Origin of the sequence: Microbacterium paraoxydans, from assembly GCF_019056515.1 — a bacterium.
GTDB lineage: Bacteria > Actinomycetota > Actinomycetes > Actinomycetales > Microbacteriaceae > Microbacterium.
The window spans coordinates 1,044,248-1,070,293 of the sequence record NZ_CP064873.1; the positions used below are offsets into that span (position 1 = coordinate 1,044,248).

Annotated in this window: 22 protein-coding genes and 1 riboswitch; of the genes, 9 read left to right on the forward strand and 13 right to left on the reverse strand. The window is 71.5% G+C overall.

Features of this window, described 5'->3' with window-relative positions:
* Positions 1-20: 20 nt before the first annotated feature.
* Entirely contained in the window at positions 21-1,064 is a 1,044-nt protein-coding gene (locus IZR02_RS04905) for a winged helix DNA-binding domain-containing protein (protein ID WP_025103892.1), read from the forward strand.
* Between the two features lie 90 nt (positions 1,065-1,154).
* Here IZR02_RS04905 and IZR02_RS04910 read toward each other — a convergent pair whose 3' ends face one another.
* Positions 1,155-2,597, reverse strand: coding sequence for an XRE family transcriptional regulator (locus IZR02_RS04910; protein WP_025103893.1), 1,443 nt, complete (start codon positions 2,595-2,597; stop codon positions 1,155-1,157).
* 109 nt (positions 2,598-2,706) lie between these two features.
* Here IZR02_RS04910 and IZR02_RS04915 point away from each other — a divergent pair, with 109 nt between their 5' ends.
* Entirely contained in the window at positions 2,707-4,569 is a 1,863-nt protein-coding gene (locus IZR02_RS04915; protein WP_025103894.1) for a phosphoenolpyruvate carboxykinase (GTP), read from the forward strand.
* Positions 4,570-4,810: 241 nt separating this feature from the next.
* On the opposite strand, the gene IZR02_RS04920 is transcribed toward IZR02_RS04915, so the two are convergent.
* The gene (locus IZR02_RS04920) at positions 4,811-6,697 is read right to left on the reverse strand and encodes an ABC transporter ATP-binding protein (protein ID WP_025103895.1); all 1,887 of its coding nucleotides are present in this window, start codon (positions 6,695-6,697) and stop codon (positions 4,811-4,813) included.
* Between the two features lie 76 nt (positions 6,698-6,773).
* Positions 6,774-6,980 (reverse strand): hypothetical protein, encoded by a 207-nt coding sequence (locus tag IZR02_RS04925; RefSeq protein WP_025103896.1) that lies wholly within the window; start codon positions 6,978-6,980, stop codon positions 6,774-6,776.
* Positions 6,981-7,098: 118 nt separating this feature from the next.
* Between IZR02_RS04925 and IZR02_RS04930 the strand changes: the two genes are divergently transcribed.
* Positions 7,099-7,344 (forward strand): FitA-like ribbon-helix-helix domain-containing protein, encoded by a 246-nt coding sequence (locus IZR02_RS04930; RefSeq protein WP_025103897.1) that lies wholly within the window; start codon positions 7,099-7,101, stop codon positions 7,342-7,344.
* Positions 7,341-7,727, forward strand: coding sequence for a type II toxin-antitoxin system VapC family toxin (locus tag IZR02_RS04935; RefSeq protein WP_025103898.1), 387 nt, complete (start codon positions 7,341-7,343; stop codon positions 7,725-7,727). Before IZR02_RS04930 ends, IZR02_RS04935 begins: the two co-directional genes overlap by 4 nt.
* 72 nt (positions 7,728-7,799) lie before the next feature.
* On the opposite strand, the gene IZR02_RS04940 is transcribed toward IZR02_RS04935, so the two are convergent.
* The gene (locus IZR02_RS04940) at positions 7,800-9,260 is read right to left on the reverse strand and encodes an MFS transporter (protein WP_025103899.1); all 1,461 of its coding nucleotides are present in this window, start codon (positions 9,258-9,260) and stop codon (positions 7,800-7,802) included.
* Positions 9,261-9,404: 144 nt separating this feature from the next.
* Between IZR02_RS04940 and IZR02_RS04945 the strand changes: the two genes are divergently transcribed.
* Positions 9,405-9,902 (forward strand): metallophosphoesterase family protein, encoded by a 498-nt coding sequence (locus IZR02_RS04945; RefSeq protein WP_025103900.1) that lies wholly within the window; start codon positions 9,405-9,407, stop codon positions 9,900-9,902.
* Complete coding sequence (locus IZR02_RS04950; RefSeq protein ID WP_217316571.1) at positions 9,899-10,402, forward strand: GAF domain-containing protein; 504 nt, start codon at positions 9,899-9,901, stop codon at positions 10,400-10,402. Before IZR02_RS04945 ends, IZR02_RS04950 begins: the two co-directional genes overlap by 4 nt.
* Before the next feature lie 8 nt (positions 10,403-10,410).
* Here the strand turns inward: IZR02_RS04950 and IZR02_RS04955 are convergent, their stop codons facing one another.
* The 7 genes from IZR02_RS04955 to IZR02_RS04985 form a co-directional block, all read right to left on the reverse strand.
* Positions 10,411-10,770, reverse strand: a complete 360-nt coding sequence (locus tag IZR02_RS04955) for a hypothetical protein (protein WP_025103902.1) — start codon at positions 10,768-10,770, stop codon at positions 10,411-10,413.
* A gap of 85 nt (positions 10,771-10,855) precedes the next feature.
* Positions 10,856-11,329 (reverse strand): 6,7-dimethyl-8-ribityllumazine synthase, encoded by a 474-nt coding sequence (gene ribH, locus IZR02_RS04960; protein WP_025103903.1) that lies wholly within the window; start codon positions 11,327-11,329, stop codon positions 10,856-10,858.
* Positions 11,326-12,594 (reverse strand): GTP cyclohydrolase II, encoded by a 1,269-nt coding sequence (ribA, locus tag IZR02_RS04965; protein WP_025103904.1) that lies wholly within the window; start codon positions 12,592-12,594, stop codon positions 11,326-11,328. The genes ribH and ribA overlap by 4 nt, the downstream gene beginning before the upstream one ends.
* Complete coding sequence (locus IZR02_RS04970; RefSeq protein WP_025103905.1) at positions 12,591-13,295, reverse strand: riboflavin synthase; 705 nt, start codon at positions 13,293-13,295, stop codon at positions 12,591-12,593. The genes ribA and IZR02_RS04970 overlap by 4 nt, the downstream gene beginning before the upstream one ends.
* Positions 13,295-14,353, reverse strand: coding sequence for a bifunctional diaminohydroxyphosphoribosylaminopyrimidine deaminase/5-amino-6-(5-phosphoribosylamino)uracil reductase RibD (gene ribD, locus IZR02_RS04975; RefSeq protein WP_025103906.1), 1,059 nt, complete (start codon positions 14,351-14,353; stop codon positions 13,295-13,297). Before ribD ends, IZR02_RS04970 begins: the two co-directional genes overlap by 1 nt.
* 65 nt (positions 14,354-14,418) lie before the next feature.
* Positions 14,419-14,563, reverse strand: a riboswitch (FMN riboswitch).
* A 67-nt stretch (positions 14,564-14,630) separates the two neighbouring features.
* On the reverse strand, positions 14,631-15,494 hold the full coding sequence (locus IZR02_RS04980; RefSeq protein ID WP_025103907.1) for an Fpg/Nei family DNA glycosylase: 864 nt from the start codon (positions 15,492-15,494) through the stop codon (positions 14,631-14,633).
* A 49-nt stretch (positions 15,495-15,543) separates the two neighbouring features.
* The gene (locus tag IZR02_RS04985; protein WP_217316572.1) at positions 15,544-16,107 is read right to left on the reverse strand and encodes a GNAT family N-acetyltransferase; all 564 of its coding nucleotides are present in this window, start codon (positions 16,105-16,107) and stop codon (positions 15,544-15,546) included.
* A 143-nt stretch (positions 16,108-16,250) separates the two neighbouring features.
* On the opposite strand from IZR02_RS04985, the gene mfd reads away from it, so the two are divergent.
* A complete protein-coding gene (mfd, locus tag IZR02_RS04990; RefSeq protein ID WP_025103908.1) occupies positions 16,251-19,817 on the forward strand; it encodes a transcription-repair coupling factor in 3,567 nt (1,188 codons plus the stop codon).
* A 61-nt stretch (positions 19,818-19,878) separates the two neighbouring features.
* Positions 19,879-20,475, forward strand: a complete 597-nt coding sequence (locus tag IZR02_RS04995) for a gamma carbonic anhydrase family protein (RefSeq protein ID WP_025103909.1) — start codon at positions 19,879-19,881, stop codon at positions 20,473-20,475.
* A 73-nt stretch (positions 20,476-20,548) separates the two neighbouring features.
* Here the strand turns inward: IZR02_RS04995 and gdhA are convergent, their stop codons facing one another.
* Both gdhA and IZR02_RS05005 read right to left on the reverse strand, forming a co-directional pair.
* Entirely contained in the window at positions 20,549-21,919 is a 1,371-nt protein-coding gene (gene gdhA, locus IZR02_RS05000) for an NADP-specific glutamate dehydrogenase (protein ID WP_025103910.1), read from the reverse strand.
* Between the two features lie 132 nt (positions 21,920-22,051).
* Entirely contained in the window at positions 22,052-24,697 is a 2,646-nt protein-coding gene (locus IZR02_RS05005; RefSeq protein ID WP_430623515.1) for a phosphoenolpyruvate carboxylase, read from the reverse strand.
* A 174-nt stretch (positions 24,698-24,871) separates the two neighbouring features.
* Here IZR02_RS05005 and nhaA point away from each other — a divergent pair, with 174 nt between their 5' ends.
* Positions 24,872-26,038, forward strand: a complete 1,167-nt coding sequence (gene nhaA, locus IZR02_RS05010) for a Na+/H+ antiporter NhaA (protein ID WP_025103912.1) — start codon at positions 24,872-24,874, stop codon at positions 26,036-26,038.
* Positions 26,039-26,046: the final 8 nt, after the last annotated feature.

The following is a 26,046-nucleotide window of genomic DNA, read 5'->3' on the forward strand; positions in this document are numbered from 1 at the left end:
GTCGCGGCATGATGAGGGGCATGAAGACCTCACGATGGCGGGAGGAGCGGCTGCGGTGGCAGGGGCTGACCGCGCCGGGGCGGGACGTGGTGGGGGCGGCGGCGCGGCTGCTCGCGGTGCAGAGCCAGGACTTCACGGCCGGACGGTGGGCGCTGGCCGTGCGGACGAAGGGCGATGTACGGCTTCGTGACGTCGACGCCGCGTTCGACCGTGGGGACCTCGTCCGGGCCTGGACCATGCGGGGGACGCTGCACACGATCCCCGCACGCGACCTCGGCTGGGTGCTGGAGGTCACGGCCGCACGACAGCAGCAGCAGGCGGCCTCCCGACAGCGGCAGCTCGGCATCGACGACGCCATGATCGACGCGGTCGTCCGGGAGCTCAAGCCGCGGCTCCGTGACGGCGGCCTCACCCGGAGCGAGATCTTCCCGGTGCTCGAGGGCATCGGCATCGACCCCTCGGGCCAGCGCGGCATCCATCTGCTGTTCGCGCTGACGGTCTCCGGCGTGCTCGTGCAGGGGCCGGTCGTGCCGCGGGAGGGCATCACGCGGGAGCAGCGGTTCGTGCTCGCGGCGGACCACATCCGCGACCACGCCCACCCGGAGCACCCGCTGGCCGAGCTGTTCGTCCGCTACGTCGAGGGACACGGGCCCGCCGGGGTCGCGGACTTCGCGTGGTGGTCGGGGCTGACGCTCGGGCGGTCCCGGGAGGCGGCGGAGCGGGCGGCGACCAGGGTGAGCGAGGTCGAGGACGGGGTCTTCGTCGGACGCACCCCGCCCCGGCGCGCGGCGGGCCGTCCGTCCGTGTTCGCCCTCGGAGCCTTCGACGAGTACTACATCTCCTACGCCGACCGCACCGTCGTCTGCGCTCCGGAACACCTCGCCGCCGTCGGCCCGGGGAAGAACGGGATGGTCCGGGCGACCGTGGTGGAGCACGGCCGCGTGATCGGCTGCTGGACCCACGCCGCCGCCGCCCACACCACCCCTCCGGCTCTCTTCGAGCCACCCGAGGACCCCGCCGCCGTCACCGCCGCCCTCGCCCGCTTCGCCGCGTTCCTCGCCTGACCCCTCGTCGACCCGCCCCTTCCGTGCCTCCCGGCCCCCTACGCCCGCGCGTAACGGGCCGGGGTGGACGCAAGGGGGTGGGTCGACGGGTCACTCACTCGCATGGCGACCGAGGAAGTTGTAGACCTCGTTGTCGTCCACGCCGGGGAACATGCCGCGGGGGAGCGGCGAGAACATGTGGGTGTGCACGCGGGCGCTCGGCCACGCCCGGCCCTTCCAGCGCTCCGTGAGCTCGGGCGACGGGCGACGGCAGCACGCCTCGTCGGGGCAGGTCGACACGGCCCTGTCGTTCGTCTCGCGTCCCCGCCACCAGCGGGCGTCGTCGAACGGCACGCCGACCGTGACGGAGAACTCGCCCTCGCTCGACGAGCCGGTCTGCGTGGAGCACCAGAACGTGCCGGACGGGGTGTCCGTGTACTGGTGGTGCTCGACGGTGCGGTTCTGCTCCGTGAAGGCGGAACGGGCCTGGAACTTCCGGCACACCCGCTGCCCCTCCACTGCTCCCGTCACGTCCATCGGCAGCGGCAGGTCGTCGTTCTCGTAGACGCGCGTGATGGCCCCGGTCGAGTCGACGCGCAGGAAGTGCAGCGACATGCCGAGGTGCTGCGTGAGCAGGTTCGTCATGCGCATGCCGGCGGCCTCGTGCGTCACGCCGAAACCGTCGCGGAAGTCCTCCACCGCGAGGTTGCGGTCCTTCTTCGCCTGCTGCAGGAAGGCCACCGCGGCGGTCTCCGGCATCAGGCAGCACGCGGCGAAGTAGTTGATCTCCAGGCGCTGCTGCAGGAAGTCGGCGTAGTCGGTCGGCGGCGTGTGCCCGAGCAGGCGGTGCGCCATGGCCTGCAGCGCCATGGACCGCAGGCCGTGTCCGCCGGGGATGGACGCCGGGGGCAGGTAGATGCGGCCGTTCTCGAGGTCGGTGACCGAGCGCGTCGAGTGCGGCAGATCGTTGACGTAGATGAGCTCGAAGCCGAGCTTCTCAGCCATGATGCTCACGGTGCGGTGGGTCAGGGCGCCCTGCGAATGGCCGGCCGCCTTGAGCTGCTTCTCCGCGAGCTTCTCGATGTCCGGCAGGTAGTTGTTCTGCGCGCGCATCCGCAGGCGCAGCTCCGTGTTGGCGCGACGGGCCTCCTCCGGGGTCGCGATGGCCTCGCGCTCGCGGCGCTGCAGCTCGCGGTGCAGCCCGAGGATGGACTCGATGGTCTCATCGCTCATGCCCTTCGTGACGCGGACGGGCGAGACCCCGAGCTGACGGAACACCGGACTCTCCTGCGCCCGCTCCAGCTCGATCTCCAGGGCCGCGCGGCGGTTCGGCGGCTCGCCGGAGATGAGATCGGTCACCTCCGTGCCGGTGGCCTGCGCGATCGCCTGGAGGAGTGACAGCTTGGGCTCGCGCTTGCCGTTCTCGATGAGGCTGAGCTGGGAGCCGGCGACCCCGACGAGGGCTCCCAGCTCGTCGAGCGTGTAGCCCTTCTCCAGGCGGCGGTGCCGGATGCGGTGGCCGAGGGTCGTGAGGTGGATGCCGGAGGACGCCATAGTTTGAGTCTAGCGAAAGAACTGTGATTCTTATCGCTCGATTCGGCCGAAAGTCCGCGCCGAGGGCGAAGAAGATGGAAGCAACGCCCCACACTTCGAAGGAGCAGTCATGGCCATGGCCGAAGTTCTCACCCCTCGCACGTCCCCTGTCGCCCCGACGCGCACGTTCGGCACCGCCCCCTCCTACGACACCCCTGCGATGGCGGAGCTCGCCGCCTGGGTCGAGGAGATCCGCGCGCTCACGCAGCCGGACGCCGTGCACTGGGTGGACGGCTCGCGTGCCGAGAACGACTGGCTGCTGCGCGGACTCGTCGACGAGGGCAAGCTCATCAAGCTGAACCCCGAGTGGCGTCCCGGCTCGTACCTGGCGCGCTCGCACCCCAGCGACGTCGCCCGCACCGAGGCGCGCACCTTCATCGCCTCGGAGCGCGAGGAGGACGCCGGCCCCACCAACAACTGGGCCGACCCCGCCGAGATGCACGCGAAGATGGACGAGATCTTCGAGGGCTCGATGCGCGGCCGCACGATGTACGTCGTGCCGTTCTCGATGGGTCGCGTCGGCGGCCCCCTGTCGCACATCGGCGTGCAGATCACCGACAGCGCCTACGCCGTCGCGTCGATCGGCATCATGACCCGCGTGGGCGACGAGGTCACCCGCCAGATCGCCGAGGGCGCGCCCTGGGTCAAGACCGTGCACTCCGTCGGCGCTCCGCTGGAGGCGGGCGAGCCGGACGTCGAGTGGCCCTGCAATGACGACAAGTACATCGTGCACTTCCCGGAGACGCTCGAGGTCTACTCGTACGGCTCGGGCTACGGCGGCAATGCGATCCTCGCGAAGAAGTGCTTCGCGCTGCGCATCGCGTCGGTGATCGCCCGTGACGAGGGCTGGCTCGCCGAGCACATGCTCCTCATCCGCGTGATCGACCCGCAGGGCAAGGCGTACCACGTCGCCGCCGCGTTCCCGTCGGCCTGCGGCAAGACGAACCTCGCGATGCTGCGACCGACGATCCCAGGCTGGAAGGTCGAGACCCTCGGCGACGACATCGCCTGGATCCGCCCGGGCGAGGACGGACGACTCTGGGCGATCAACCCGGAGGCCGGCTTCTTCGGCGTCGCGCCCGGCACCGGTGAGTCGACCAACGTCACCGCGGTCGAGACGCTGTGGGGCAACACGATCTTCACCAACGTCGCGCTCCGCCCCGACGGCGACGTGTGGTGGGAGGGCCTGACCGACGAGGCGCCCGCGAACCTCATCGACTGGGAGGGCAACGACTGGACGCCCGACTCCGGCCGTCCTGCGGCGCATCCCAACTCGCGTTTCACGGTGTCGGCGGCCCAGTGCCCGCAGATCTCCGAGGACTGGGAGGAGGCCGTGCCACTCGACGTCATCCTGTTCGGCGGACGCCGCGCGAGCAACGTACCGCTCGTGGTCGAGGCCACCGACTGGACCCACGGCGTGTTCCTCGGCTCGAACATCTCGTCCGAGCGCACGGCGGCCGCCGAGGGCACGGTCGGCGAGCTGCGCCGCGACCCCTTCGCCATGCTGCCGTTCTGCGGCTACAACATGGCCGACTACTTCGGTCACTGGCTGAAGGTCGGCCGCGGCCTGCGCTTCGACCGTGCACCGCGCATCTTCCAGGTGAACTGGTTCCGTCGCGGAGCTGACGGCCGGTTCCTCTGGCCCGGCTTCGGCGACAACTCCCGCGTCGTCGACTGGATCATCCGCCGCGTGGCCGGTGACGTGCCGGCGGTGGACAGCCCCATCGGACGCCTGCCGCGCGTGGAGGACCTCAACCTCGACGGCCTCGACATCCCCGCGGAAGACCTCGACGAGCTCTTCTCGGTCGACCCCGAGGCGTGGAAGGCCGAGGCCGACCTCACGGAGGAGTTCTACGACACCTTCGGCGACCGCGTCCCGGCGGCGCTGCGCACCGAGCTCGCTTCGCTGCGCTACCGCCTCGCGAAGGCGTAGCCCCCAGACCGGTGCCGGTTCGGGGGAGCCGGCACCCTCGGCCTCCGGGTCGAGACAGACCCGCGAAGGCGGGGCATCAGAGACCAACCCATGGCTGAGTGGTCTCCGACGCCCCGCCTTCGTGGCACCCACTTCCGACGAGACCCCGGTTTCGCGTCGAGACCCCGCACCGCACACGTGCGGAAGGCGGGGTCTCGGCGGAAACGCGGGGTCTCGGCGGTGTAGGTGGGGGGAGGGGGAGTCAGGCGAGGAGCTGGTGGCGGGCGAGGTCGCGGTAGAGCGGGGTCGACTCCACGAGCTCGGCGTGCGTGCCCTGTCCGACGACCACGCCGTCCTGCAGCACCACGATGAGGTCGCTGTCGACGACGGTGGACAGACGGTGCGCGATCACGACGAGCGTGCGGTCGGTGGCGACCGCGTCGATGGCCTCGCGCATGCGCTGCTCGTTCACGCCGTCGAGCGACGAGGTCGACTCGTCCAGCAGGAGGATCGGGGCGTCCGTGAGGAGCGCCCGGGCGATCGCGAGCCGCTGCCGTTCGCCGCCGGAGAGCATCACGCCGTCCTCGCCGACCGGAGCATCGACCCCGAGGGGGTTCCGCTCCAGCACGTCGCCGAGGTTCACGGCGCGGAGCACGCGCTCGCAGTCCGCATCGGTGGCGTCGGGGGAGGCGAGCCGCAGGTTCTCGGCGAGGGTGCCGGCGAGGGTCGGGGCGTCCTGCTCGACGTAGCCGAAGTGGGCGCGGAGCTCGTCGCGCGCGTAGGTGCGGGTGTCGTGTCCCTTCAGACGGATGGAGCCGCCCGTGGGGTCGTAGAAGCGCTCGATGAGGGAGAGGATGGTGCTCTTCCCCGCCCCGCTGGGGCCGACCAATGCCACCCGTGCCCCCCGGGGGACCGCGAAGGACACCCCGCGGAGCACCTCGTGGTCCTGGGGGTCGGGGGCGGCATCGGCCTGCTCCAGGTGCGCGTCGGCGAGCAGGGTCTGCGCCTCTCGCGCGGCGGCGCGGCGGGCCGCGACGACGTTCTCCGGGTAGCGGAAGCGCACGTCGCGGAACTCCAGGACCGGGGCGTCCGCACCGGGCTCCTCGTCGCGGGGGAGGGCGGCGGCGGTGGCCGCGTCGTCCTGGGTCTCGGTGGGCAGGTCGAGCACCTCCTGGATGCGGCCGAGCGCGCCGAGGGCCTGGTTGACGGAGGTGATCGCGCCGAACGTCGAGGCGAGGGGCATCACCAGCAGGAAGAGGAACATCACGAACGAGATGAGGGCCGCGATCGAGATGGCTCCGGCGGCGACGCGGAAGCCGCCCACGCCGAGCACGACGAGCAGGGAGAGCTGGAGGGCGATGCCGGCGACCGGCACCACGAGCGAGGAGATCTTCGCGATCCGCACGCCGATGCCGTACGCCTCGGAGGCCCGCTCCGTCACCGCCGCGGTCTCCCGCTCGGTCGCGCCGGAGGCTCGGATGGTGCGGATGGAGCCGACGGCCCGCTCGACGCCCGAGGCCAGCTCGCCGACCTTCTCCTGCTGAGCGGTGGACGCCGCGCGGATCCGGCCGCTGAGGGCGACGACGACCACGACGGAGACGCCGATCACCACGACGATGAGCAGCAGCAGCACGGGGTCGATGAGCAGCATCGCGATGAGCGCCCCCGCGAAGAGCACGACGTTGCCGACCGCGTCGGCGAGCCCCTGCGTGAGGACGGCATAGAGGAGCGTCGTGTCGGTGCCGACGCGAGAGACGAGGTCGCCGGTGCGCCGTGCGTCGAACTCGGATGTCGGCAGGTGCAGGATGCGGGCGATGAGCTTGCGGCGGCTGGAGTACACGACCGCGGTGCCGGTGCGCTGCAGCAGGTAGTGCTGGAACCCCGAGATGATCGACGACACGATCACGAAGCCGACGAGCAGCCACACGAGCACGCCGATCGTGCCGTCGGATTGCACGGCCTCGATGACCTGGCCGACGAGGAGGGGCTGCACGAGCGAGGTCGCGGCGCCGAACACGCTGAGGACGGCGACGACGACGAGGGTGCGCTTGTGCTCGAAGAGGAAGGGGAGGAGCTGGCGGAAGGTGGCGCGGGGCCCGTCGGCCGGTGCGCCCCGTCCGCGTCGGCGTGCTGTCGCCGTGCGGGACATGGGGGACCTCGATCTGGAGATGGTACTTCGACCGTACTCGGGGGACGGTCGTTTCCTATGGGGCGGCTGTATGGGCTCAGGTGCGACCGAAGCGCCGATGTGCCGCCTGCTTGGTGACGCCGAGGGCACTCGCGATCGCCTGCCACGAGTAGCCGCTCGTGCGGGCGCGGCGGACCTGCGCCTCTTCGGCGCGCGCGAGCTCCTTGCGCAGCGCGGCCAGGCGGTGGAGTTCGGCGAGGGGTTCGCCGCCCTCGGCAGCGGCGACGGTGGTCGGTTGAGACATGGGGACCTCCTTTGCGTCAATATTCGTTGACGTTTGGGCCGGTGTCAAGAAGTGTTGACGAGCACGTTGTCCACAGCACGGCCTTGCCCGCATGCGGAGCGCATGCGATCCTGACAGGATGGCTCGCATGCTGCAAGTGAGGAACCTGCCCGATGAGGTTCACGCCCGGCTCAAAGAGCGTGCCGCGGCGGAACGCATGAGCCTGTCGGACTACGTCGCGCGCGAGCTGGAGGACCTCGTCCGGTACCGCAGCAATGCCGAGGTCCTCGAGGCGTCGCGGGCACGGGCGCGCGCGGCCCGCGTCTCCCTGACGCGCGAGGGCATCCTCGCCGCCCGTGATCGCGAACGGGACGAGCGCGAGTGAGCGGGACGTCCGAGGCGGTCGTGCTCGATGCCTCGGCGGCGATCGAAGCACTGCTCGGCGAGGAGGTCTGGACGCACGGCGAGGAGTTCCACGCACACGCGGGTCTCGATATCGAGGTCCTCTCCGCGCTCCGACGCCTCACGATGCGGTCCTCGATGCCGGCGCATGCCGCTCGTGAGGCTCTCGACGCGTTCGGAGCGCTGGAGATCACCCGCCATCCGCTGCGTCGGCTCATCCCGCGGATCTGGTCGCTGCGCGGTGACGTCTCCGCGTACGACGCCGGTTATGTCGCGCTCGCGGAGGCCCTCGACGTCCCTCTGCTCACGGCCGATCGCCGGCTGGCGAAGACGGCGGGCCGGTACTGCCACGTCGTGGTGCTGTGAGCGTCTGGCGAGGAAGACGAGAACGGCTGCACCCCCGAGGGAGTGCAGCCGTTGCTGTCGTTCGGTCGGCCTCTAGAGCTCGACGGCGGAGGCGAGACCGAGATCGTCCTCGTAGTCGTGGTCCTTCGTCTCCGGGGTGAAGATGAGCGCGATGAAGGTCAGCACCGCCATCGACGAGAGGTACAGTCCCACGAGCCAGGGCTCGCCGCCGACGGCCGCCCACAGGGCCACCGCGATGAACGGCGCCACGGCCGCACCGAGGATCGACGACACGTTGTACGCGATCGCCGAGCCGGAGTAGCGAACGTTCGTCGGGAAGAGCTCCGGCAGGAGGGCGCCCATCGGGCCGAACGTCGTGCCCATGAGCATGAAGCCGAACACGAGGAAGGCCTGGGTGAGAGCGCCGGTGAACTTCGGGTCCGCCTGCGGGAGCAGGAAGATGTTGAACGACAGGCCGAAGACGACGATGAGTCCGGTGACCCACAGCAGCAGCTTGCGGCGCCCGACGGCGTCGGCGATCGGCCCGGACAGCAGCGTGAAGATGCCGAAGAACACGACGCCGATGATCTGCATGAGCACGAAGTCCGTGTAGCCGAAGCCGAGGCCCGGGTAGAACTGCGCCGCGAACGCGCTCGGGTCGAAGTCCTTTCCGGTGGCTTCCGCGGCAGCACGGGCGGCGGCCGAGGCGGTCTCCAGGTCGGCGGCCTTCGTGCCGTAGGTGAGCGTGAAGTTCGTCATCAGGTAGAACAGCACGTACGTCGCCAGCATGATGAACGTGCCGAGGATGAGCTGCTTCCAGTGGTGCCGGAACACGGTCGCGAGCGGGAGCTTGCGGATGGCCCCGGTCTTCTCCGCCTTCTTGAACGTGTCCGACTCGACGAGCCGGAGCCGCACCCACAGGCCGATGATGACCATGACGGCGGAGAACAGGAACGGCACACGCCAGCCCCAGGAGAGGAAGGCCTCCGACTTCAGCGCCGGGTCCTCCGGGTGGGGGAGCGCGAAGTTGATGGCGAGGAAGATGCCGTTCGCGATGATGAAGCCGAGCGGTGCGCCGAGCTGCGGGAACGAGCCGTACCAGGCGCGCTTGCCCTTCGGGGCGTTCTCGGTGGCCACCAGCGCCGCGCCCGACCACTCGCCGCCCAGCGCGAAGCCCTGGGCGAGACGGAGGATCAGCAGGAGCAGCGGGGCGACCCAGCCGATCTGCTGGAAGGTGGGCAGGAGACCGATCACGAACGTCGCGATACCCATGGTGAGGAGCGATGCGACGAGGGTCGCCTTGCGTCCGAACTTGTCGCCGAAGTGCCCGAAGACGACGGCGCCGATCGGGCGGGCGACCATCGCCGCGCCGAAGACGGCGAACGACGACAGCAGCGACGCGGTGTCGTTCGTGCTCGGGAAGAAGAGCGTGGGGAAGACGAGCACGGCTGCCGTCGCATAGACGTAGAAGTCGTAGAACTCGATGGTGGTGCCGACGAGGCTCGCGGTGATGACGCGCGAGCGGGGGTTCGCGGGGGTGGTGGCGGTGCTCAAGGGGTCTCCGATCCTCCGCCGGTATACCAGCGGACTCGGGCGAGTCTACGCCTTCCTGGGAGTTCGCTGGACGTTGATGACGGGACCGGGTCCAGCGCGTCGGTGCCCCGCGTAGAGTCGGGGGAGGCCGGCCGGAGGAGGATCATGACCACGCGGATGCTGCTCCTCGCCGACACGCACGTTCCGAAGCGGGCGAAGCGGCTGCCGGACGCGGTGCTCCAGGCGATCGACGAGGCCGATGTCGTCGTGCACGCGGGGGACTGGATCGATCTCGCCACCGTCGAGCTGCTCCAGTCCCGCGCGCGCGTGCTCCACGGCGTGCACGGCAACAACGACGGCCCTGAGATCCGTCGGGTGCTGCCCGAGATCGCGCGGTTCACCGTGGAGGACACCGCCGTCGCCGTCATCCACGAGACGGGCGCCGCGACGGGGCGGGAGAAGCGGATGGATCTCGCCTTCCCGGACTCCGACCTGCTGGTCTTCGGGCACTCGCACATCCCGTGGGACACCGTGACGCCGAACGGACTGCGGCTGCTCAACCCGGGCTCTCCCACCGACCGGCGCCGGCAGCCGGTGCACACGATGATGCACGTCGTGGTCGACGGACGCGATGTCGAGGCGACCCTGGTGTCGCTCCGATGACCGACGACGGAGCCGATGTCCCGATCGCCTACCGGGCGCCGATGCGCTCCCGCGACGACACCGTCGCCCCGGGGGTCGCGGTCGAGCGGGCGCTCGCCGGAGGGGTGTGCGGCATGGGTGGGCGGCTCGACAGCCCGCCCCGCTCCCTGACCGCGGCGCTCGCGGCCGTCGACGCCCGTCATGGCGAGCGAGCGGCGCGGCGGCTGAAGCGCTTCGCGGCGCTTCCGACGGGAACCCTCGTCTGGACGCGGGACGTCGACGGGTACTTCTGGCTCGGGACGCTGACGGGGCCGTGGCGCTACGACGACGATCCGGCGGCGGTGGCGGCAGACCTCGTGCATGTGCGCGACTGCACCTGGTCGTCGCGCCCGGTGGCGCCTTCCGATGTCCCGCCGGGCGTCACGGCCACGTTCGCCCGCGGGGGACGCAACGGCCAGCGCATCCGCACGGCCGAGGTCGGGGAGCAGTCAGCCGCACTCTGGGAGCGCGGCCTCCGCTGATCCGCGCCTCAGCGCCAGATCGCGGCGATGGCCGCGTTGACCGCGGTGAGGATGCCCACGAGCCAGAAGACCGCGGGCGGCACCACCTGGTCGCGCTTCTGGCGCGCCGTCCCGATCCCGAGCAGGGCGCCGATCGCGAGGAGGATGACGAGCTTCGTGCCGATCTTGGCGTAGTTCATCTCGACGCCCTCGGGAAGGCCCCACGGGGCGGCGAGGGCGAGGCCGGCGACCGCGGCGATCGTCATGCCGATGGTCATCAGACGCGTGAACACCCGCTTGCCACCGAACGCCTGCGCCGCCCAGGCCCCGAAGAGCACGGCGAAGCCGATGAGGTGGACGAAGAGCACGATGTGGCGCAGGGTCTCCATGCCCTCACCGTACGAGAGCGCGGCGTTCCGCGCCACCAAGGCACGCCTGACCTCGCGCCCGCGATCGGGCGCGAGGCGGAGGGGGTCAGCCGCGCAGCTCGCGGATCACGAGGGCGGTGCGCAGCGCGGCATCCGCGGCCTCCGCGCCCTTGTCCTCCTTCGAGCCCTCCAGGCCCGCGCGGTCCAGCCCCTGCTTCTCGTCGTCGAGCGTGAGGAGCCCGAACCCGACGGGCTTGCCGGCATCGAGGGAGACGCGGGTGAGGCCGTCGGTCGCCGCCGCCGAGACGTACTCGAAGTGCGGCGTGCCGCCACGGATGATGACCCCGAGGGCGACCACCGCGTCCGCACCGCCGGCGAAGGCGGCCTGTGCGGCCACGGCGAGCTCGAACGAACCGGGCACTCGCACGAGCCGATGCGTCGCCCCCGCCTCGTCGAGCACCCGCTGGGCGCCGGCGATCAGGCCGTTCGAGATCACCTCGTGCCAGGTGCCGGCGATCACGACGACCTCCAGCCCCCGCCCGTCGATGTTCCCCGTCTTCGGTGCTCCGGCGCCGCTCATTCCTCGTCCTTTCCTGCCGCGAGGGCCTCGGCGAGCTCTGCTTCGCCGATGATGTGGCCCATGCGGTCGCGCTTGGTCTCCAGGTACTGGTGGTTGTTCGGGCCCACGCCCACGATCAGCGGCACCTGCTCGACGACGTCGAGGCCGAGCTCGCGCAGCTTGTTCACCTTGTCGGTGTTGTTGGTGAGCAGCCGGACCTTCGAGACGCCCAGGTCGGTGAGGATCCCGGCCGCCGCGGCGTAGTCGCGGGCGTCCGCGGGGAGCCCCAGCGCCAGGTTCGCGTCGACGGTGTCCAGGCCGTCCTCCTGCAGGCTGTAGGCCCGCAGCTTGTTGATGAGCCCGATGCCGCGTCCCTCGTGCCCCCGCATGTAGATGACGATGCCGCCCTCGCGGTCGATCGCGTCCAGCGCGGCGTCCAGCTGCGGCCCGCACTCGCACTTCTGGGAGCCGAACGCCTCGCCGGTCAGGCACTCGGAGTGCACGCGCACGAGGGCGGTCTCGGTCGGCTCGCCGGACACGACCGCGATGTGGTCGGTGCCGGTGACGCGGTCCTTGTAGGCGAGGAAGCGGAACGTGCCGTGGTCGGTGGGCACGGTGGCGTCGGCACGGAGGCTCACACGGCGTCCACGCTGGGCGGCCGGTGTCGCTCCGTCCGGGTCGATCTCGTTGAGGTGCGCGATCAGCTGCTCGATCGTGATGACCGGCACGCCGTCGCGGGCGCCCAGTTCGAGAAGCCCGGGAAGCCGCATCATGCTGCCATCCTCGGCGACGACCTCCGCGATCGCGCCGACCGGCCGGAGGCCGGCGAGCTTCATGAGCTCGACCGCGGCCTCCGTGTGACCGCTGCGCTCGCGCACACCGCCGTCGACGGCCCGGAGCGGCAGCACGTGGCCGGGGCGGATGATGCTCGTCGCCGTCGAGGACGGATCGGCCAGGACGTTGAGGGTGTGCGCGCGGTCGCTCGCGCTGATCCCCGTCGTCACCCCTTCCGCGGCGTCGACGCTCACGGTGTAGGCGGTGGAGCGGGCGTCTTCACTGGCCGCGACCATCGGCGGGAGGTTGAGGCTGTCCGCGAGGTCGGTGGGCATCGGCGCGCAGATGAAGCCGGACGACCAGCGCACCGTCCACGCCACCCATTCGGGGGTGGCGAGCTCGGCGGAGAGGACGACGTCCCCCTCGTTCTCGCGGTTCTCGTCGTCGGCCACGAGCACGGGCCGGCCGGCGCGCAGCGCCTCCAGGGCCTCGGGGATGGTTGCCAGGCTCATCGCGAGCCCCCTTCCGGTGCGGCGCGGAACGCGAGCAGGCGCTCGACGTGCCGCGCGAGGATGTCGGTCTCGAGGTTCACGCGGTCGCCGACCGCGCGCGTGCCGAGGGTGGTCGCCGCCAGGGTCTCCGGGATGAGCGAAACTTCGAACCAGTGCCCGCCCCGGGCCCCCGAGCCGTCCTGGGTCCCCGAGCCGTCCTGGGTCCCTGAGCCTTCCTGGGTCCCTGAGCCTGTCGAAGGGTCCGGCGGGCTCACCGCACTCACCGTCAGCGAGGTGCCGTCGACCGAGATGGAGCCCTTGTCGACGACGAGCGGCGCGAGGTCGTCCGGAAGGCTGATGCGGAGCACGCTCCACTGCGCGCCCGGGCGCACCTCGAGCACGACACCGGTCCCGTCGACGTGGCCCTGCACGATGTGCCCGCCGAGCCGCGCGCCCACGGGCATCGCCTTCTCGATGTTGACCCTGGTCCCGACGCTCGCCGTAGCGAGGGCCGCGACGTCGAGCGTCTGCTTCATGACGTCGGCGTCGAAGGTCTCGGCCGTGGAGCCGACGACGGTCAGGCAGACGCCGGAGACCGCGATCGACTCCCCGTGCACGGCGTCGGCGGCCGCCTTCGGTGCGCGGACGGTGAGCCGCCAGCCGTCGCCCGACTCGGCGATGGCGGTGATCTCGCCGATCTCCTCGATGATTCCGGTGAACATCAGAGGCTTCCCTCCTTCTCCGGGCCCGCGTGGTCCGGGTCGTCCGCGTCCGCAGGATGCGCGATCGCGAGCAGGTCTGCGCCCAATGGCAGCCATTCGTCCACGACGAGGCGGCGCGCCTGGTCGATCGAGCGGACGCCGATGTCGGTCACGGCCAGGCGGCTCCCGCCCAGGAGGACCGGGGCGACATAGGCGAGCACACGGTCCGCGAGCCCGGCGGCGAGGAACGCGCTGGCGAGCGTCGGGCCGCCCTCCACGAACAGCGTCTGGATGCCGCGCTCGTGCAGCGCGGCGAGGACCGCCGACAGGTCGTGCGTGTCGAAGAACAACGGCGTGTGCGGATGACGGTGCACCGCCGCATCCGCAGGGGTGGGCCGCGCGCCGATCACGACCGGGACGGGCTGATGCGGAAGGAGCTCGTCGCTGGCGCGGGCGGTGAGCGCGGGGTCGTCGGCGAGCACGGTGCCGGTGCCGACCGCGATGGCGTCGGCCGCGGCGCGTCGCCGGTGCACGTCGGCACGCGCCTCGGGCCCGGTGATCCACTGGCTGGTGCCGTCGTCCGCTGCAGCCCTGCCGTCGAGGCTCTGCGCCCACTTGACGGTGACGTGCGGACGGCCGCGTCGCGCCGCGAAGAGCCAGTCGCCGATCAGCGCGCGTGCGTCCGCGGCCCGTTCGCCGGACTCGACGCTGACGCCCGCGGCGCGCAGCCGCTCCGCGCCGCCGCCGGAGACCTCACCCGGGTCGTCGAGGGCGTAGACGACCCTGGCCACCCCGGCCTCGATGAGCGCGAGCGCGCACGGACCGGTGCGACCGGTGTGGTTGCACGGTTCGAGGGTGACGACCGCGGTCGCGCCGCGTGCGGCGCCGGGGGCGAGCTTCGACAGCGCGTCGACCTCGGCATGCGGAGTGCCGGAGCCCCGGTGCCAGCCCTCGGCTAGCACCTCGCCGTCGGGGGAGAGGAGCACGGCGCCCACCTGCGGATTGACTCCGCGGGGGCCTCGGGTCGCGAGGGCGAGCGCGCGATCCATCGCGCGGCGCTCTGTCGCGGTCACTGCCATCCGTCGTCCTCTCTGGCGGCCTCGGGGTCGCTGCAGGGGGGCGGAACGGACGCACGCGCGTGCGCCTCGTGCTGCCTCCCTTCCGGACTAGCGAGGTGTCCCTCGCATCACCGTCGGTTCCGGAATTCCACCGGATCGGCATCCCGATCACTCGGAACGCTCGCGGACTGTCACCGCCGGTTCGGATTCCCACCGACCCCGGAGCACGTTGCTGCTCTGAGTGTACTCAACGCGTCCGCGCCCGTTTCATTCCGTGGCAGGGGCCCTTCCCCGCCCCTCACTTGAGCAGGCGGGAGAGCCGCCGATCGGCGAGCACCTTGCCGCCGGTCTGACAGGTGGGGCAGTACTCCAGGGAGCGGTCGGCGAAGAACACGCTGCGCACCTCATCGCCGCAGACCGGGCACGCCTCGCCCCGGCGGGCGTGCACCCGCATGCCGCGGCGCTTGGCGTCCTTGAGATCAGCCGGAGGTTTGCCCGCGGCGGCCGCGACGGCCTCGGCGAGGGTCTCCTGCATCGCCGCGAACAGGCGGTCGATCTCGGCGTCGTCCAGCGTGCCGGCGATCGCATACGGCGACATGCGGGCCGCGTGCAGGATCTCGTCCGAGTAGGCGTTGCCGATGCCCGCGATCACGCCCTGGTCGCGGAGCAGCCCCTTGATCTGCATCCGACGGTCGTCCAGCAGCGCGGCGAAGGCGTCGCGCGTGAAGGACGGATCGAGCGGGTCGGGGCCGAGCCGAGCGATGCCGGGCACCTCGGCGGGGTCGCGGACCACGTACACGGCCAGCGACTTCTTCGTCCCGGCCTCGGTCAGGTCGAAGCCGCTGCCGTCGTCGAGGGCGATCCGCAGCGCGATGGGCGACTTGCCCGGCTTGAGGAGCGTGGTCGGCAGAGTGTCGTACCAGCGCAGCCATCCGGCCTTCGCCAGGTGGAAGACGAGGTGCAGCTCGGACCCGCAGCACAGCACCACGAACTTGCCGCGGCGCTCCGCGCCGGTGATCGCCGCGCCTTCCAGTGCCGAGATCGGCGGGTCGTAGGTCTTGAGCGCGGCGATCGCGGCCACGGAGGCACGGGTGATCGTGCGTCCGGTGGTGCGCTCGCCGAGGAACGCGACGAGTCCTTCGACCTCCGGCATCTCAGGCATGCAGCCATCCTGTCACCGGGGTCCGACGCTGTCACGCGTGGACGTGCGGTCAGAGCACCGACCACTCGACCGGCGTCCGGTCGTCCTCACGCAGCAGCCCGGCGAGCCAGCCGTCGTCCCGTCCGCGCTGGCTGGTGAGTCCCTGGCGCATGGTGCCCTCGAAGCGGAAGCCGAGGGCGCGGGCGGCGCGGGCGGAGGGGACGTTGCCCACGACGGCCTGCCAGCGGATGCGGGCGAGGCCGAGCTCCGCGAAGCCCCAATCGAGCACGGCCCGCGCGGCCTCGACGAGGTAGCCGCGGCCGCGGGCGTTCGCGACGACCCAGTAGCCGAGCTCGGCATGGCCCCCGGCCGGATGCTCCCCGATGTGGTGGAGTCCGACCATGCCCACGAGGACGTCGTCGGCGTAGACACCCCAGACGGTCTGCGAGCCGTCCTCCCACCACTGCTCGACGAGGGCGACGAAGTCCTCCGCGTCCTGCCGGAAGTAAGGGGAGGGCACCGTCGTCCACCGCGCGATCTCCGGGTCCTGGCACGCCTCGGTGATCGCGTCGACATCCGCCTCCGTCGGGGCGTGGAGGACGAGTCGTGCGGTGGTGAGGGTGACCGGAAGCATCCGTCCAGCCTAAAACGCTCGACCCGGCCCCTTCGGTTCGCCCCGGCCTCTTCCGCGCGTCCGTAACGGGGTGGGAGGCACGGAAAGGGGTGGGATGCACGGAAGCCGACCGCAGTGTCGGTGGGCGCGATTAGGCTTGTCCGGTGACTGTTCCGGGGATTCTGCGCGCCTTGGAAGAGGCGTCTCTGTATCGTGACGCTCTCGCCTGGGCGCACACCGACGCCGACCTCGGCCTGGTCGACGGGCTCGACGCGCCCGTGCTCGCCGGTCTGCTCGCCAAGCGCGCGGCGGCCGGCCACCCGGCGGCGCTGCTGGCCGTGGTGCCCACGGGGCGCCGCGCGGAATCGGTCGCGCAGGCCCTGGAGACGTACGTCCCGGACGCCGAGGTGCTCACCTTCCCCGCCTGGGAGACGCTGCCGCACGAGCGCCTCAGCCCCAGCCCGGACACGGTCGGCCTGCGACTGCAGACCCTGCGGCGCGTCGCCGAGTGGTCCGGGGAGCGTCCCCTCGTGGTCGTGGCCTCCGTGCGCGCCGCGCTCCAGCCCATCGCCGGGAACCTCGGCGACATCGTGCCGCTCGAGCTGACCGTGGGCAGCCGCGGCAACGAGCTCGACCACGTCGCCGAGCAGCTCGTGGAACGGGCGTACTCCCGCGTCGACATGGTGTCGCGACGAGGCGAGTTCGCCGTCCGCGGCGGCATCCTCGACGTCTTCCCTCCCACGTCGGAGCACCCCTACCGCGTGGAGTTCTTCGGCGACGAGATCGATCAGATCCGCGCGTTCTCCGTGGCGGACCAGCGTTCCCTCCCCGGCGATGTGCCGCGCGTCGACCTCCCGCCCAGCCGCGAGCTCCTGCTCACCGCCGAGGTGCGGGAGCGCGCCAGGGCGCTCATCGGTGGCTTCCCGGCCATCAGCGGCATGCTCGAGAAGATGGCCGAGGGCATCCCGGTCGAGGGCATGGAGTCGCTGCTGCCCGCGGTCGCCGGCCCCCTCAAGTCGCTCGTCGAGTACCTGCCCGAGGGCACGGCGACCGCCGTGATCGACCCGGAGCGCTCGACCGCCCGCGCCCTCACCCTCGGCGAGACGAACCGCGAGTTCCTCGACGCCGCCTGGAGCGCGGCGACCTCCGGTGCCTCCGCCCCCATCGATCTCGGCGCCGGCGACTTCCTCACCATCGCCGACCTGCGCGAGGTCGTCCGCGACCGGGGCGGCGTGTGGTGGCGGCTGAGCCCATTCGGGATCGGCGATGCGACCGCGGAGAGCGTCGAGGCGGCCACCGTCATCCCCTCCTTCCACGGCAACGTCGACGGCGCCATCGCCTTCGTCGACGCGAAGGTCGCCGACGGCTGGCGCGTGGTCGTGCTCGCGACCGGACACGGCCTCGTCGACCGCGCCCGCGACGTGCTGTCCGACCGCGGCATCGCGGCGCGGGTCGTCGAGACCATCGCGGACGCGCCGGACCCGGGGGTCGCGACCCTCACCGTCGGCGGCGTCGAAGCCGGCTTCCAGGTGCCGGAGGCGAAGCTCGCCGTCCTCACCGACAACGAGTTCTACGGCCGCACCATCGGCGGCGACCAGCGCGTCGTCAAGAAGCTCGCCTCCCGTCGGAAGAACGTCGTCGATCCGCTGCAGCTCAAGCAGGGCGACTTCGTCGTGCATGCCACGCACGGCATCGGCCGCTTCGTCGAGATGACCCAGCGCGAGGTCTCCACCGGGGGCCGCAACGCCGCGAAGTCCGTCCGCGACTACCTCGTGCTGGAGTATGCGCCGTCGAAGCGCGGCTACCCCGGCGACAAGCTGTTCGTCCCCACCGACCAGCTCGACCTCCTGTCGAAGTACGTCGGCGGCGAGGCCCCGACGCTGTCGAAGATGGGCGGCAGCGATTGGGCGCAGGCCAAGGGCAAGGCGCGCAAGGCGGTCCGCGACATCGCCGTCGAGCTCGTCAAGCTCTACTCCGCCCGGATGAGCGCCAAGGGGTACGCCTTCGGCCCGGACACCCCCTGGCAGCGCGAGCTGGAGGAGGCGTTCCCGTTCGCGGAGACCCAGGACCAGCTGCAGACCATCGACGAGATCAAGGCCGACATGGAGCGGCCCATCCCGATGGACCGGCTGCTCTCGGGCGATGTCGGCTTCGGCAAGACCGAGGTCGCCGTCCGTGCGGCGTTCAAGGCCATCCAGGACGGCAAGCAGGTGGCGATGCTCGTCCCGACGACCCTGCTCGTCAAGCAGCACCTCGAGACGTTCACGGAGCGCTTCGCCGGGTTCCCGGTCAAGGTGCGGCCGCTGTCGCGGTTCCAGACCGACAAGGAGGCGCGGCTCACGCTGCAGGGCCTCCTCGACGGCTCGGTGGACATGGTGATCGGCACGCACCGCATCCTCACCGAGCAGGTGCTGTTCAAGGATCTCGGCCTCATGATCATCGACGAGGAGCAGCGCTTCGGCGTCGAGCACAAGGACGCGCTGAAGAAGATGAAGACCAACGTCGACATCCTCGCGATGAGCGCCACCCCGATCCCGCGCACGCTGGAGATGGCGGTCACCGGCATCCGCGAGATGTCGACGCTCGCCACACCCCCGGAGGACCGGCACCCGATCCTCTCGTTCGTCGGACCCCGCAGCGACAAGCAGATCGCCGCCGCCATCCGCCGCGAGATCCTCCGCGAGGGGCAGGTCTTCTTCGTGCACAACCGCGTGCAGTCGATCCAGCGGGTCGCGGCCGAGCTCGCCGAGCTGGTCCCGGAGGCGCGGATCGCCGTGGCACACGGGCAGATGGGGGAGCACGCGCTGGAGCAGGTCGTCGACGACTTCTGGGAGCGCAAGTTCGACGTCCTCGTCTCGACCACGATCATCGAGACCGGCCTCGACATCTCCAACGCGAACACGATCATCATCGACCGCGCCGACAAGTACGGGCTGAGCCAGCTCCACCAGCTCCGCGGACGCGTGGGTCGCGGACGGGAGCGCGCCTACGCGTACTTCCTTTACGACGACATGAAGCCGCTGAGCGAGACCGCGGCCGACCGGCTGCAGACCATCGCGGTCAACAACGACCTCGGCTCCGGAATGCAGGTCGCCCTGAAGGACCTCGAGCTGCGCGGTGCCGGAAACCTCCTCGGCGCGGAGCAGGCCGGACACATCGCGGGGGTCGGCTTCGACCTGTATCTGCGCATGATCGGCGAGGCCGTCGCGACCTTCCGCGGCGAGGAGGTCGAGACCGGGCAGGAGCTCCGCCTCGAGCTGCCGCTCGACGCCCGCATCCCCGAGGACTACATCGACAGCGAACGCCTCCGGCTCGAGGCGTACCAGAAGCTCTCCGCCGCCTCGGCCGCGACCGCGAAGGACGACGCCATCGACCTCGTGGTGGAGGAGCTCGTCGACCGGTACGGCACGCCGCCGGAGGAGGTCACCGGACTCGTGTCGATCGCACGGCTGCGGCGCCGGGCGGCCAGGGCCGGGCTCACCGACGTCGTGGCCATGGGCTCGAACCTGCGCCTCGCGCCCGCCCGCCTCGAGGACTCCATCAAGGTCCGGTTGCAGCGGCTGTATCCGAAGGCGAAGCTCGTCTCCGGCGGGGAGGCCCTGGTCGTGCCGATGCCCACGGTGCCCGCGGCGGTCGGCGTGGGCGTGGAGCCGCTGCCCGACGCCGAGCTGCTCGCCTGGGTCGACCAGCTGTTCACCGCCATCTTCCCCGAGCCCGCCAAGCCCGAGTGATCCGGTGGTGATGATCTCCGAAGTCGTGCACGCCGCAGACGCCGCGGACTAGTCTGGCCGCATGTTGTACGAGCACCTCGGGGCTCGCCCCCGCATCCACGACACCGCCGTCGTCGCTCCGACCGCCGTCATCTCCGGTGACGTGGAGCTCGGACCGGGCTGCCAGGTGCTGCACGGCGCCGTCATCACCGCGGAGGGCGGCCCGATCACCCTCGGCGCGCACGTCATCGTGATGGAGAACGCGCTGATCCGGGCGACCGCGGCGAACGCCGTCCACATCGGGGCGCACACCCTCGTCGGGACACTGGCCAGCATCGCCGGGGCGACCGTGGGCGAGGAGGTGTTCTTCGCGTCCGGAGCCCGGGTCTTCAACGGCGCGCTCGTCGGGGATCGGTGCGAGGTGCGGGTCAACGCCATCGTGCATCGCCGGGCCGTGCTGCCATCGGGGACGGTGGTGCCGATCGGGTGGGTCGCGGTCGGCGATCCGGTGCAGCTGCTCTCACCCGACCGGGACGCGGAGATCGCGGCGGCCCAGCCCGAGCTCGACTTCCCCGGACACGTCTTCGGCGTCGACCGGGACACTCCCGACCTCATGGTGCAGCTCACGGAGCGCTACGGCAGCTCCCTCGCGCGGCACGCCGACGACCGTCAGGTCTGACCCCACACCCTTCGAATCGCCCGAATGGTCGCATCTCGGCCGGATTTGGGACCATTCAGGCGATTCGAACGGGTCAGATGACGCCCTGGGCGAGCATCGCCGCGGCGACGCGCTCGAAGCCGGCGATGTTGGCACCCGCCACGTAGTCGCCGGGGACGCCGTGGCGCTCCGCGGCCTCGAAGGCGGCGCGGTGGATGTCGCCCATGATCTCGCGGAGCTTGTTCTCGCTGTCGCCGAAGCTCCAGCGCTGTCGCGAGGCGTTCTGGCTCATCTCCAGGGCCGAGGTCGCGACACCGCCGGCGTTCGCGGCCTTGCCAGGGGCGAACAGCACGCCGGCCTTCTGGAAGGCCTCGACGGCCTCGGGCACACACGGCATGTTGGCGCCCTCGGATACGGCGCGCACCCCGTTCGCGATCAGGGCCTCCGCATCGGCGAGGCTGACCTCGTTCTGGGTGGCGGAGGGCACCGCGATGTCGACGGGCACCTCCCACACGCTGCCGCTCTCCACGAACCGGGCGCTCGGGCGGCGGTTCGCGTACTCGACGATGCGGGCGCGCTCGACCTCCTTGAGCTGACGCAGCAGGTCGAGGTCGATGCCCGCGTCGTCGACGACGTAGCCGGAGGAGTCGGACGCCGTCACCGCGGTCGCGCCGAGCTGGGCGGCCTTCTGGATCGCGTAGATCGCCACGTTGCCGGAGCCCGAGATGCCGACGCGCTTGCCCTCGAGGGAGTCGCCGTGCACGCCGAGCATCTCCTGCGCGAAGAACACCGCGCCGTAGCCCGTGGCCTCGGTCCGCACCTCGGCGCCGCCCCAGCCGGTGCCCTTGCCCGTGAACATGCCGGACTCGTGGCGGTTGGTGACCTTGCGGTACTGGCCGAAGAGGTAGCCGATCTCGCGGCCGCCGACGCCGATGTCTCCCGCGGGGACGTCGGTGTGCTCGCCGAGGTGCCGGTAGAGCTCGTTCATGAACGACTGGCAGAACCGCATGACCTCGGCGTCGGACTTGCCGTGCGGGTCGAAGTCGGAGCCGCCCTTGCCGCCGCCGATGCCCTGACCGGTGAGCGCGTTCTTGAAGATCTGCTCGAAGCCGAGGAACTTGATGATCGAGAGGTTGACCGACGGGTGGAACCGCAGGCCGCCCTTGTACGGACCGAGCACGGAGGAGAACTGGATGCGGTAGCCGCGGTTGACCTGCAGCTTCCCGGCATCGTCGACCCACGGCACCCGGAACATGATCTGCCGCTCCGGCTCGACCAGGCGCTCCAGGATCCCGCCGTCGACGTACTCCGGACGCTGCTCCAGCACCGGGGCGATGGAGTGCAGCACCTCGTGGACGGCCTGGTGGAACTCCGGCTCGTGCGGGCTGCGCGCCAGCACCGTGTCGAAGACGGGCTGCACGGAGGGGACGAGCGGGTGGAAGTCGGTGGGGGTGGTGACGGTCACGCGGGAGGGCTTTCTGATGGGGGATGGGGTGCGGGCGATCGTGTCGCACGCGAAAGCAGAGCCGGGTGAGGCGGAGGTTTCACTCTAGCGTCGGCGACGAGGGCCTCCGCGCACGCGGCAGGAGGGCTCCGGTCACCCGGTGTTCTGCAGGCCGGCGGCGACCCCGCTGACGGACAGGAGGAGCAGGCGCTGCTGTTCGGCGTCCGCGCCGGAGCCCTCCGGCTGCTCCGGCGCCGAACGGAGCGCGCGGAGCGCCCGCAGCTGCAGGAGGGAGAGGGCGTCGACGTACGGGCTGCGCAGCTGCACGGCCCGCTGCAGCACGGGCTTGTTCTCCAGCAGGCCCTCGCCTCCGGTGAGACGGATGACCCAGCGACGGGTGAGCGCGAGCTCGTCGAGCACCAGGGCGGCGAGGTCGTCGCGGTCGCCGAGGGCGAGGTACTGCCGGGCGATGCGCTCGTCGGTCTTGGCGAGGCTCATCGCGACGTTGTCGACCATCGTGCGCAGCAGCGGCCACTCGCGATAGGCCTCCGTGAGCAGTTCCTCGTCGCCGACGGCCTCGAGCGCGGTGCCGAGTCCGAACCAGCCGGCGAGGTTGATCCGGGCCTGCGTCCACGCGAACACCCAGGGGATGGCCCGGAGGTCTTCCAGCGACTCCACCGAGAGGCCACGACGGGCGGGCCGCGAGCCGAGCGCGAGCAGGCCGATCTCCTCCATCGGGGTCACGGTCGCGAACCACGGGGCGAAGCCCTCGGCCTTGACGAGCGCGAAGAACCGCTCGCGGGAGGCGGCGTCCATCATCGCGGCGACCTCGGCGTAGCGGGCGGCCGCGCGGCTCGTGCGCTCCTCGACCGTGGGGGAGGAAGCGAGCAGCGTCGCGGCGGCGACCTGGTCGATGTGCCGCATCGCGATCGCGGGCTCGCCGTAGCGGGCGAAGATGACCTCGCCCTGCTCGGTGAGCTTGAACCGACCGTCGACGGAGTGCGGGGGCTGCGCGAGGATCGCGGAGTTGGCGGGGCCGCCGCCACGGCCGAGCGCACCGCCGCGGCCGTGGAAGAGGGTGAGCTCGATGCCCGATTCCTGTGCCCAGCGGGCGATCTTCTCCTGCGCCGTGTACAGCGCGAGGTTCGCGGCCACGGGCCCGACGTCCTTGGAGGAGTCGGAGTAGCCGAGCATGACCTCCAGCCGGTTGCCGGTCGCGGCCATCCGCTCGCGGAACTCCGGGAAGGTGACGGCCTCGGCGAGGATCCCCGGGGCGGCCTGGAGGTCGGCGAAGGTCTCGAACAGCGGCACGACGTCGAGCACCGGGGCGTCGTCGCCGAGCGCATGACGGGCCAGCTCGTACACGTTCGCGAGGTCGGAGGCCGCCTGCGTGAAGGAGACGACGTAGCGACCCGCGGCGCGCAGCCCGCGGTCGCGCTGGATGTCCGCGATCGCGCGGAACACCTCCAGCACCTCCTCGGTCTGCGTGCTGATCGGACCGCCGGCCTCGAGTTCGGCCAGGGCCTTGGCGTGCACCTGGGAGTGCTGGCGCACCTCCAGCTCCGTGAGGTGGAAGCCGTAGGTCTCGACCTGCCAGATCAGGTGCTGCACGCCGCCGAACGCGTGACGGCGGGCTCCGGCGGCGACGAGGGAGGACTGCACGGTGCGCAGCTCCGCGAGCAGCTCCTCCGGACCCGTGTAGCCCTCCTCGTCTCCGCGGCGCGTGGCCGCCACGCGGCGGGCCATGACGAGGACGACCCGGCGGTGCGGCTCGTCAGGGGAACGGGCCGCGAGCTCGTCGGCGACCGTCGGCTCCGCGGCCGCGAAACGCTCCCAGAGTGCCGTGACCTCGGCGCTGGGCGGGGTGTCGTCCGCGGCGAGCGTGAGGGTGCGGCCGATCCGGTCGAGCGCCCGCTCCAGGCCGCGGAGCACGTGGTCGGAGGCGATCTGCGACGCCTCGCGGGTGACCGCGGCGGTGACGAACGGGTTGCCGTCGCGGTCGCCGCCGACCCAGGAACCGATCCGCACGAACGCCGGGACGACCGGGGCGGTGGCGCCGGACTCCTCGCCGCGGAGGGCGTCGTCGATCCGGCGGTAGACGTGGGGGACCGTGGTGAACAGCGTCTCGTCGAAGACGCCCATGACGGTGCGGACCTCGTCGGTCGGGGAGGGCTTCTGCGCGCGCAGCGGCGCCGTGCGCCACAGGGTGTCGATCTCCTCGAGCATCCGGCGGCGCGCGCGGTGCTCCTCGGAGCCGCCTGCGCTTGCCACGTCGTGCTGGGTGAGCAGCTCCGAGAGGCGGCGGATGCTCGACGAGACCGCGCGGCGCCGGGCCTCGGTCGGGTGGGCCGTGAAGACGGGGTGGAAGCGCAGGCCGTCCAGACGACGGCGGGCCTCGTCGTCGCCGACCTCCTCGCGCAGCCGGGCGTACGCCCCCGCGACCGTGTCCGTCGCCTGGGCCCCTGAGCCCGTCGAAGGGCCCGAGCCCACCTGGGTCCCTGAGCTTGTCGAAGGGGTCTGCCCCGCCCGCTCCCGGAGCACGCGCACGCGCTGGTGCTCCTCGGCCAGGTTCACGAGGTGGAAGTAGCAGGTGAACGCGCGGGCGACCTCGTCGGCACGGGCGATCGTGAAGGAGTCGGCGATCGCCGCGGCGCGGTCGAACGCGTCGGAGCTGTGGTCCTCGTAGGCCTGGATCGTCGCGAGGCGCAGGCGCTCGACGTCCTCGAACAGGTCGTCGCCGCCGGCCTCGCGGAGCACCTGGCCGAGGAGCTGGCCCAGCATCCGCACGTCGGAGCGCATGGCATCGGGGATGCCGCGACCGGCTTCGAAACGACCGATCACGCGGATGGCCTCGGTGGGCGTCGGCTCGGAGAAAGCGGGGGAATCGGGGGTCACCCTCCGAGAGTAGCCGGGCGGATCGGGGTGTCCTGCACGCATGACGACCGTGTGACGCCGCGGCCTACGATGGACGGGATGCGCATCACAGCGAACCCCCTCCGCGGGCAGCAGTTCCCCGCCGTCCTCCTGCTCGTGGCCGCCGGCCTCGGACTCCTCTTCGCGAACCTGCCCACGCACGACGCGATCGCCGGGCTGTTGGAGACGCACCTCGCCGTCCCGGGGACGGCGCTGGACCTCTCGATCGCGCACTGGGTGTCGGACGGACTGCTCGCGATCTTCTTCCTCGTCGTGGCGATCGAGCTGCGGCACGAGCTCACCCACGGCGAGCTCGACTCCCCGCGGAAGGCCGTGCAGCCGGCCATCGCGGCGACCGGCGGCGTGCTCGTGCCGATCCTCGTGTACCTGCTGATCGCGGGAGGGCCGGAGACGGCGTCCGGGTGGCCGATCCCGACCGCCACCGACATCGCCTTCGCGCTCGGCGTGCTGGCGATGTTCGGACGCGGACTCCCGTCCCGGGTGCGGGTGTTCCTGCTGGCCCTCGCGATCCTCGACGACATCATCGGCATCATCTTCATCGCGGTGCTCTTCGCGCACGACGTGCAGTGGCTCCTGTTCGGGCTCGCGATCGTCGGGGTGGCGGTGTTCTGGCTGCTGAGCCGCCTGCTGCACGCCACCGGACACACGCTCGTCGCGGTCGGGATGGCCGTCGTCGGCGTCGTCACGTGGGGCCTCGTCGCCTCGTCCGGCATCCACGCGACCATCGCCGGCGTGATGCTCGGCCTCGTCATGGCGCCGGTACCCGCCGGACGCACCCGGCATGCGCTGGAGCCGACCGTAAACGGCGCGATCCTGCCGCTCTTCGCCTTCGTGGCGGCCTTCGTCGTCATCCCCGCCGTCTCGCCGACGGCCCTCTCCCCGGCCTTCTGGGCGATCGTGGTGGCCCTTCCGGTGGGGAAGATCATTGGCATCTCCCTGTTCGGCTGGCTCGCCATGCGCATCCGTCCGAAGGGGGCCGACCCGGCGCTGCCCTTCGCGGACATCCTCGCCGCTGGCGCCCTGGGCGGCATCGGATTCACCGTCTCGCTCCTGCTCGCGAACCTCGCGTTCGAGGGCGACGCGGTCATCCGCGACCAGGCGATCCTCGGCGTCCTCGTGGGGTCGCTCTTCGCGCTGATCCTCTCCGGCATCGTCGTCACCCTGCGCGCCCGGTGGTACCGTCGCGCTGCGCCCATCCCCGCCTGAGCCGGAGT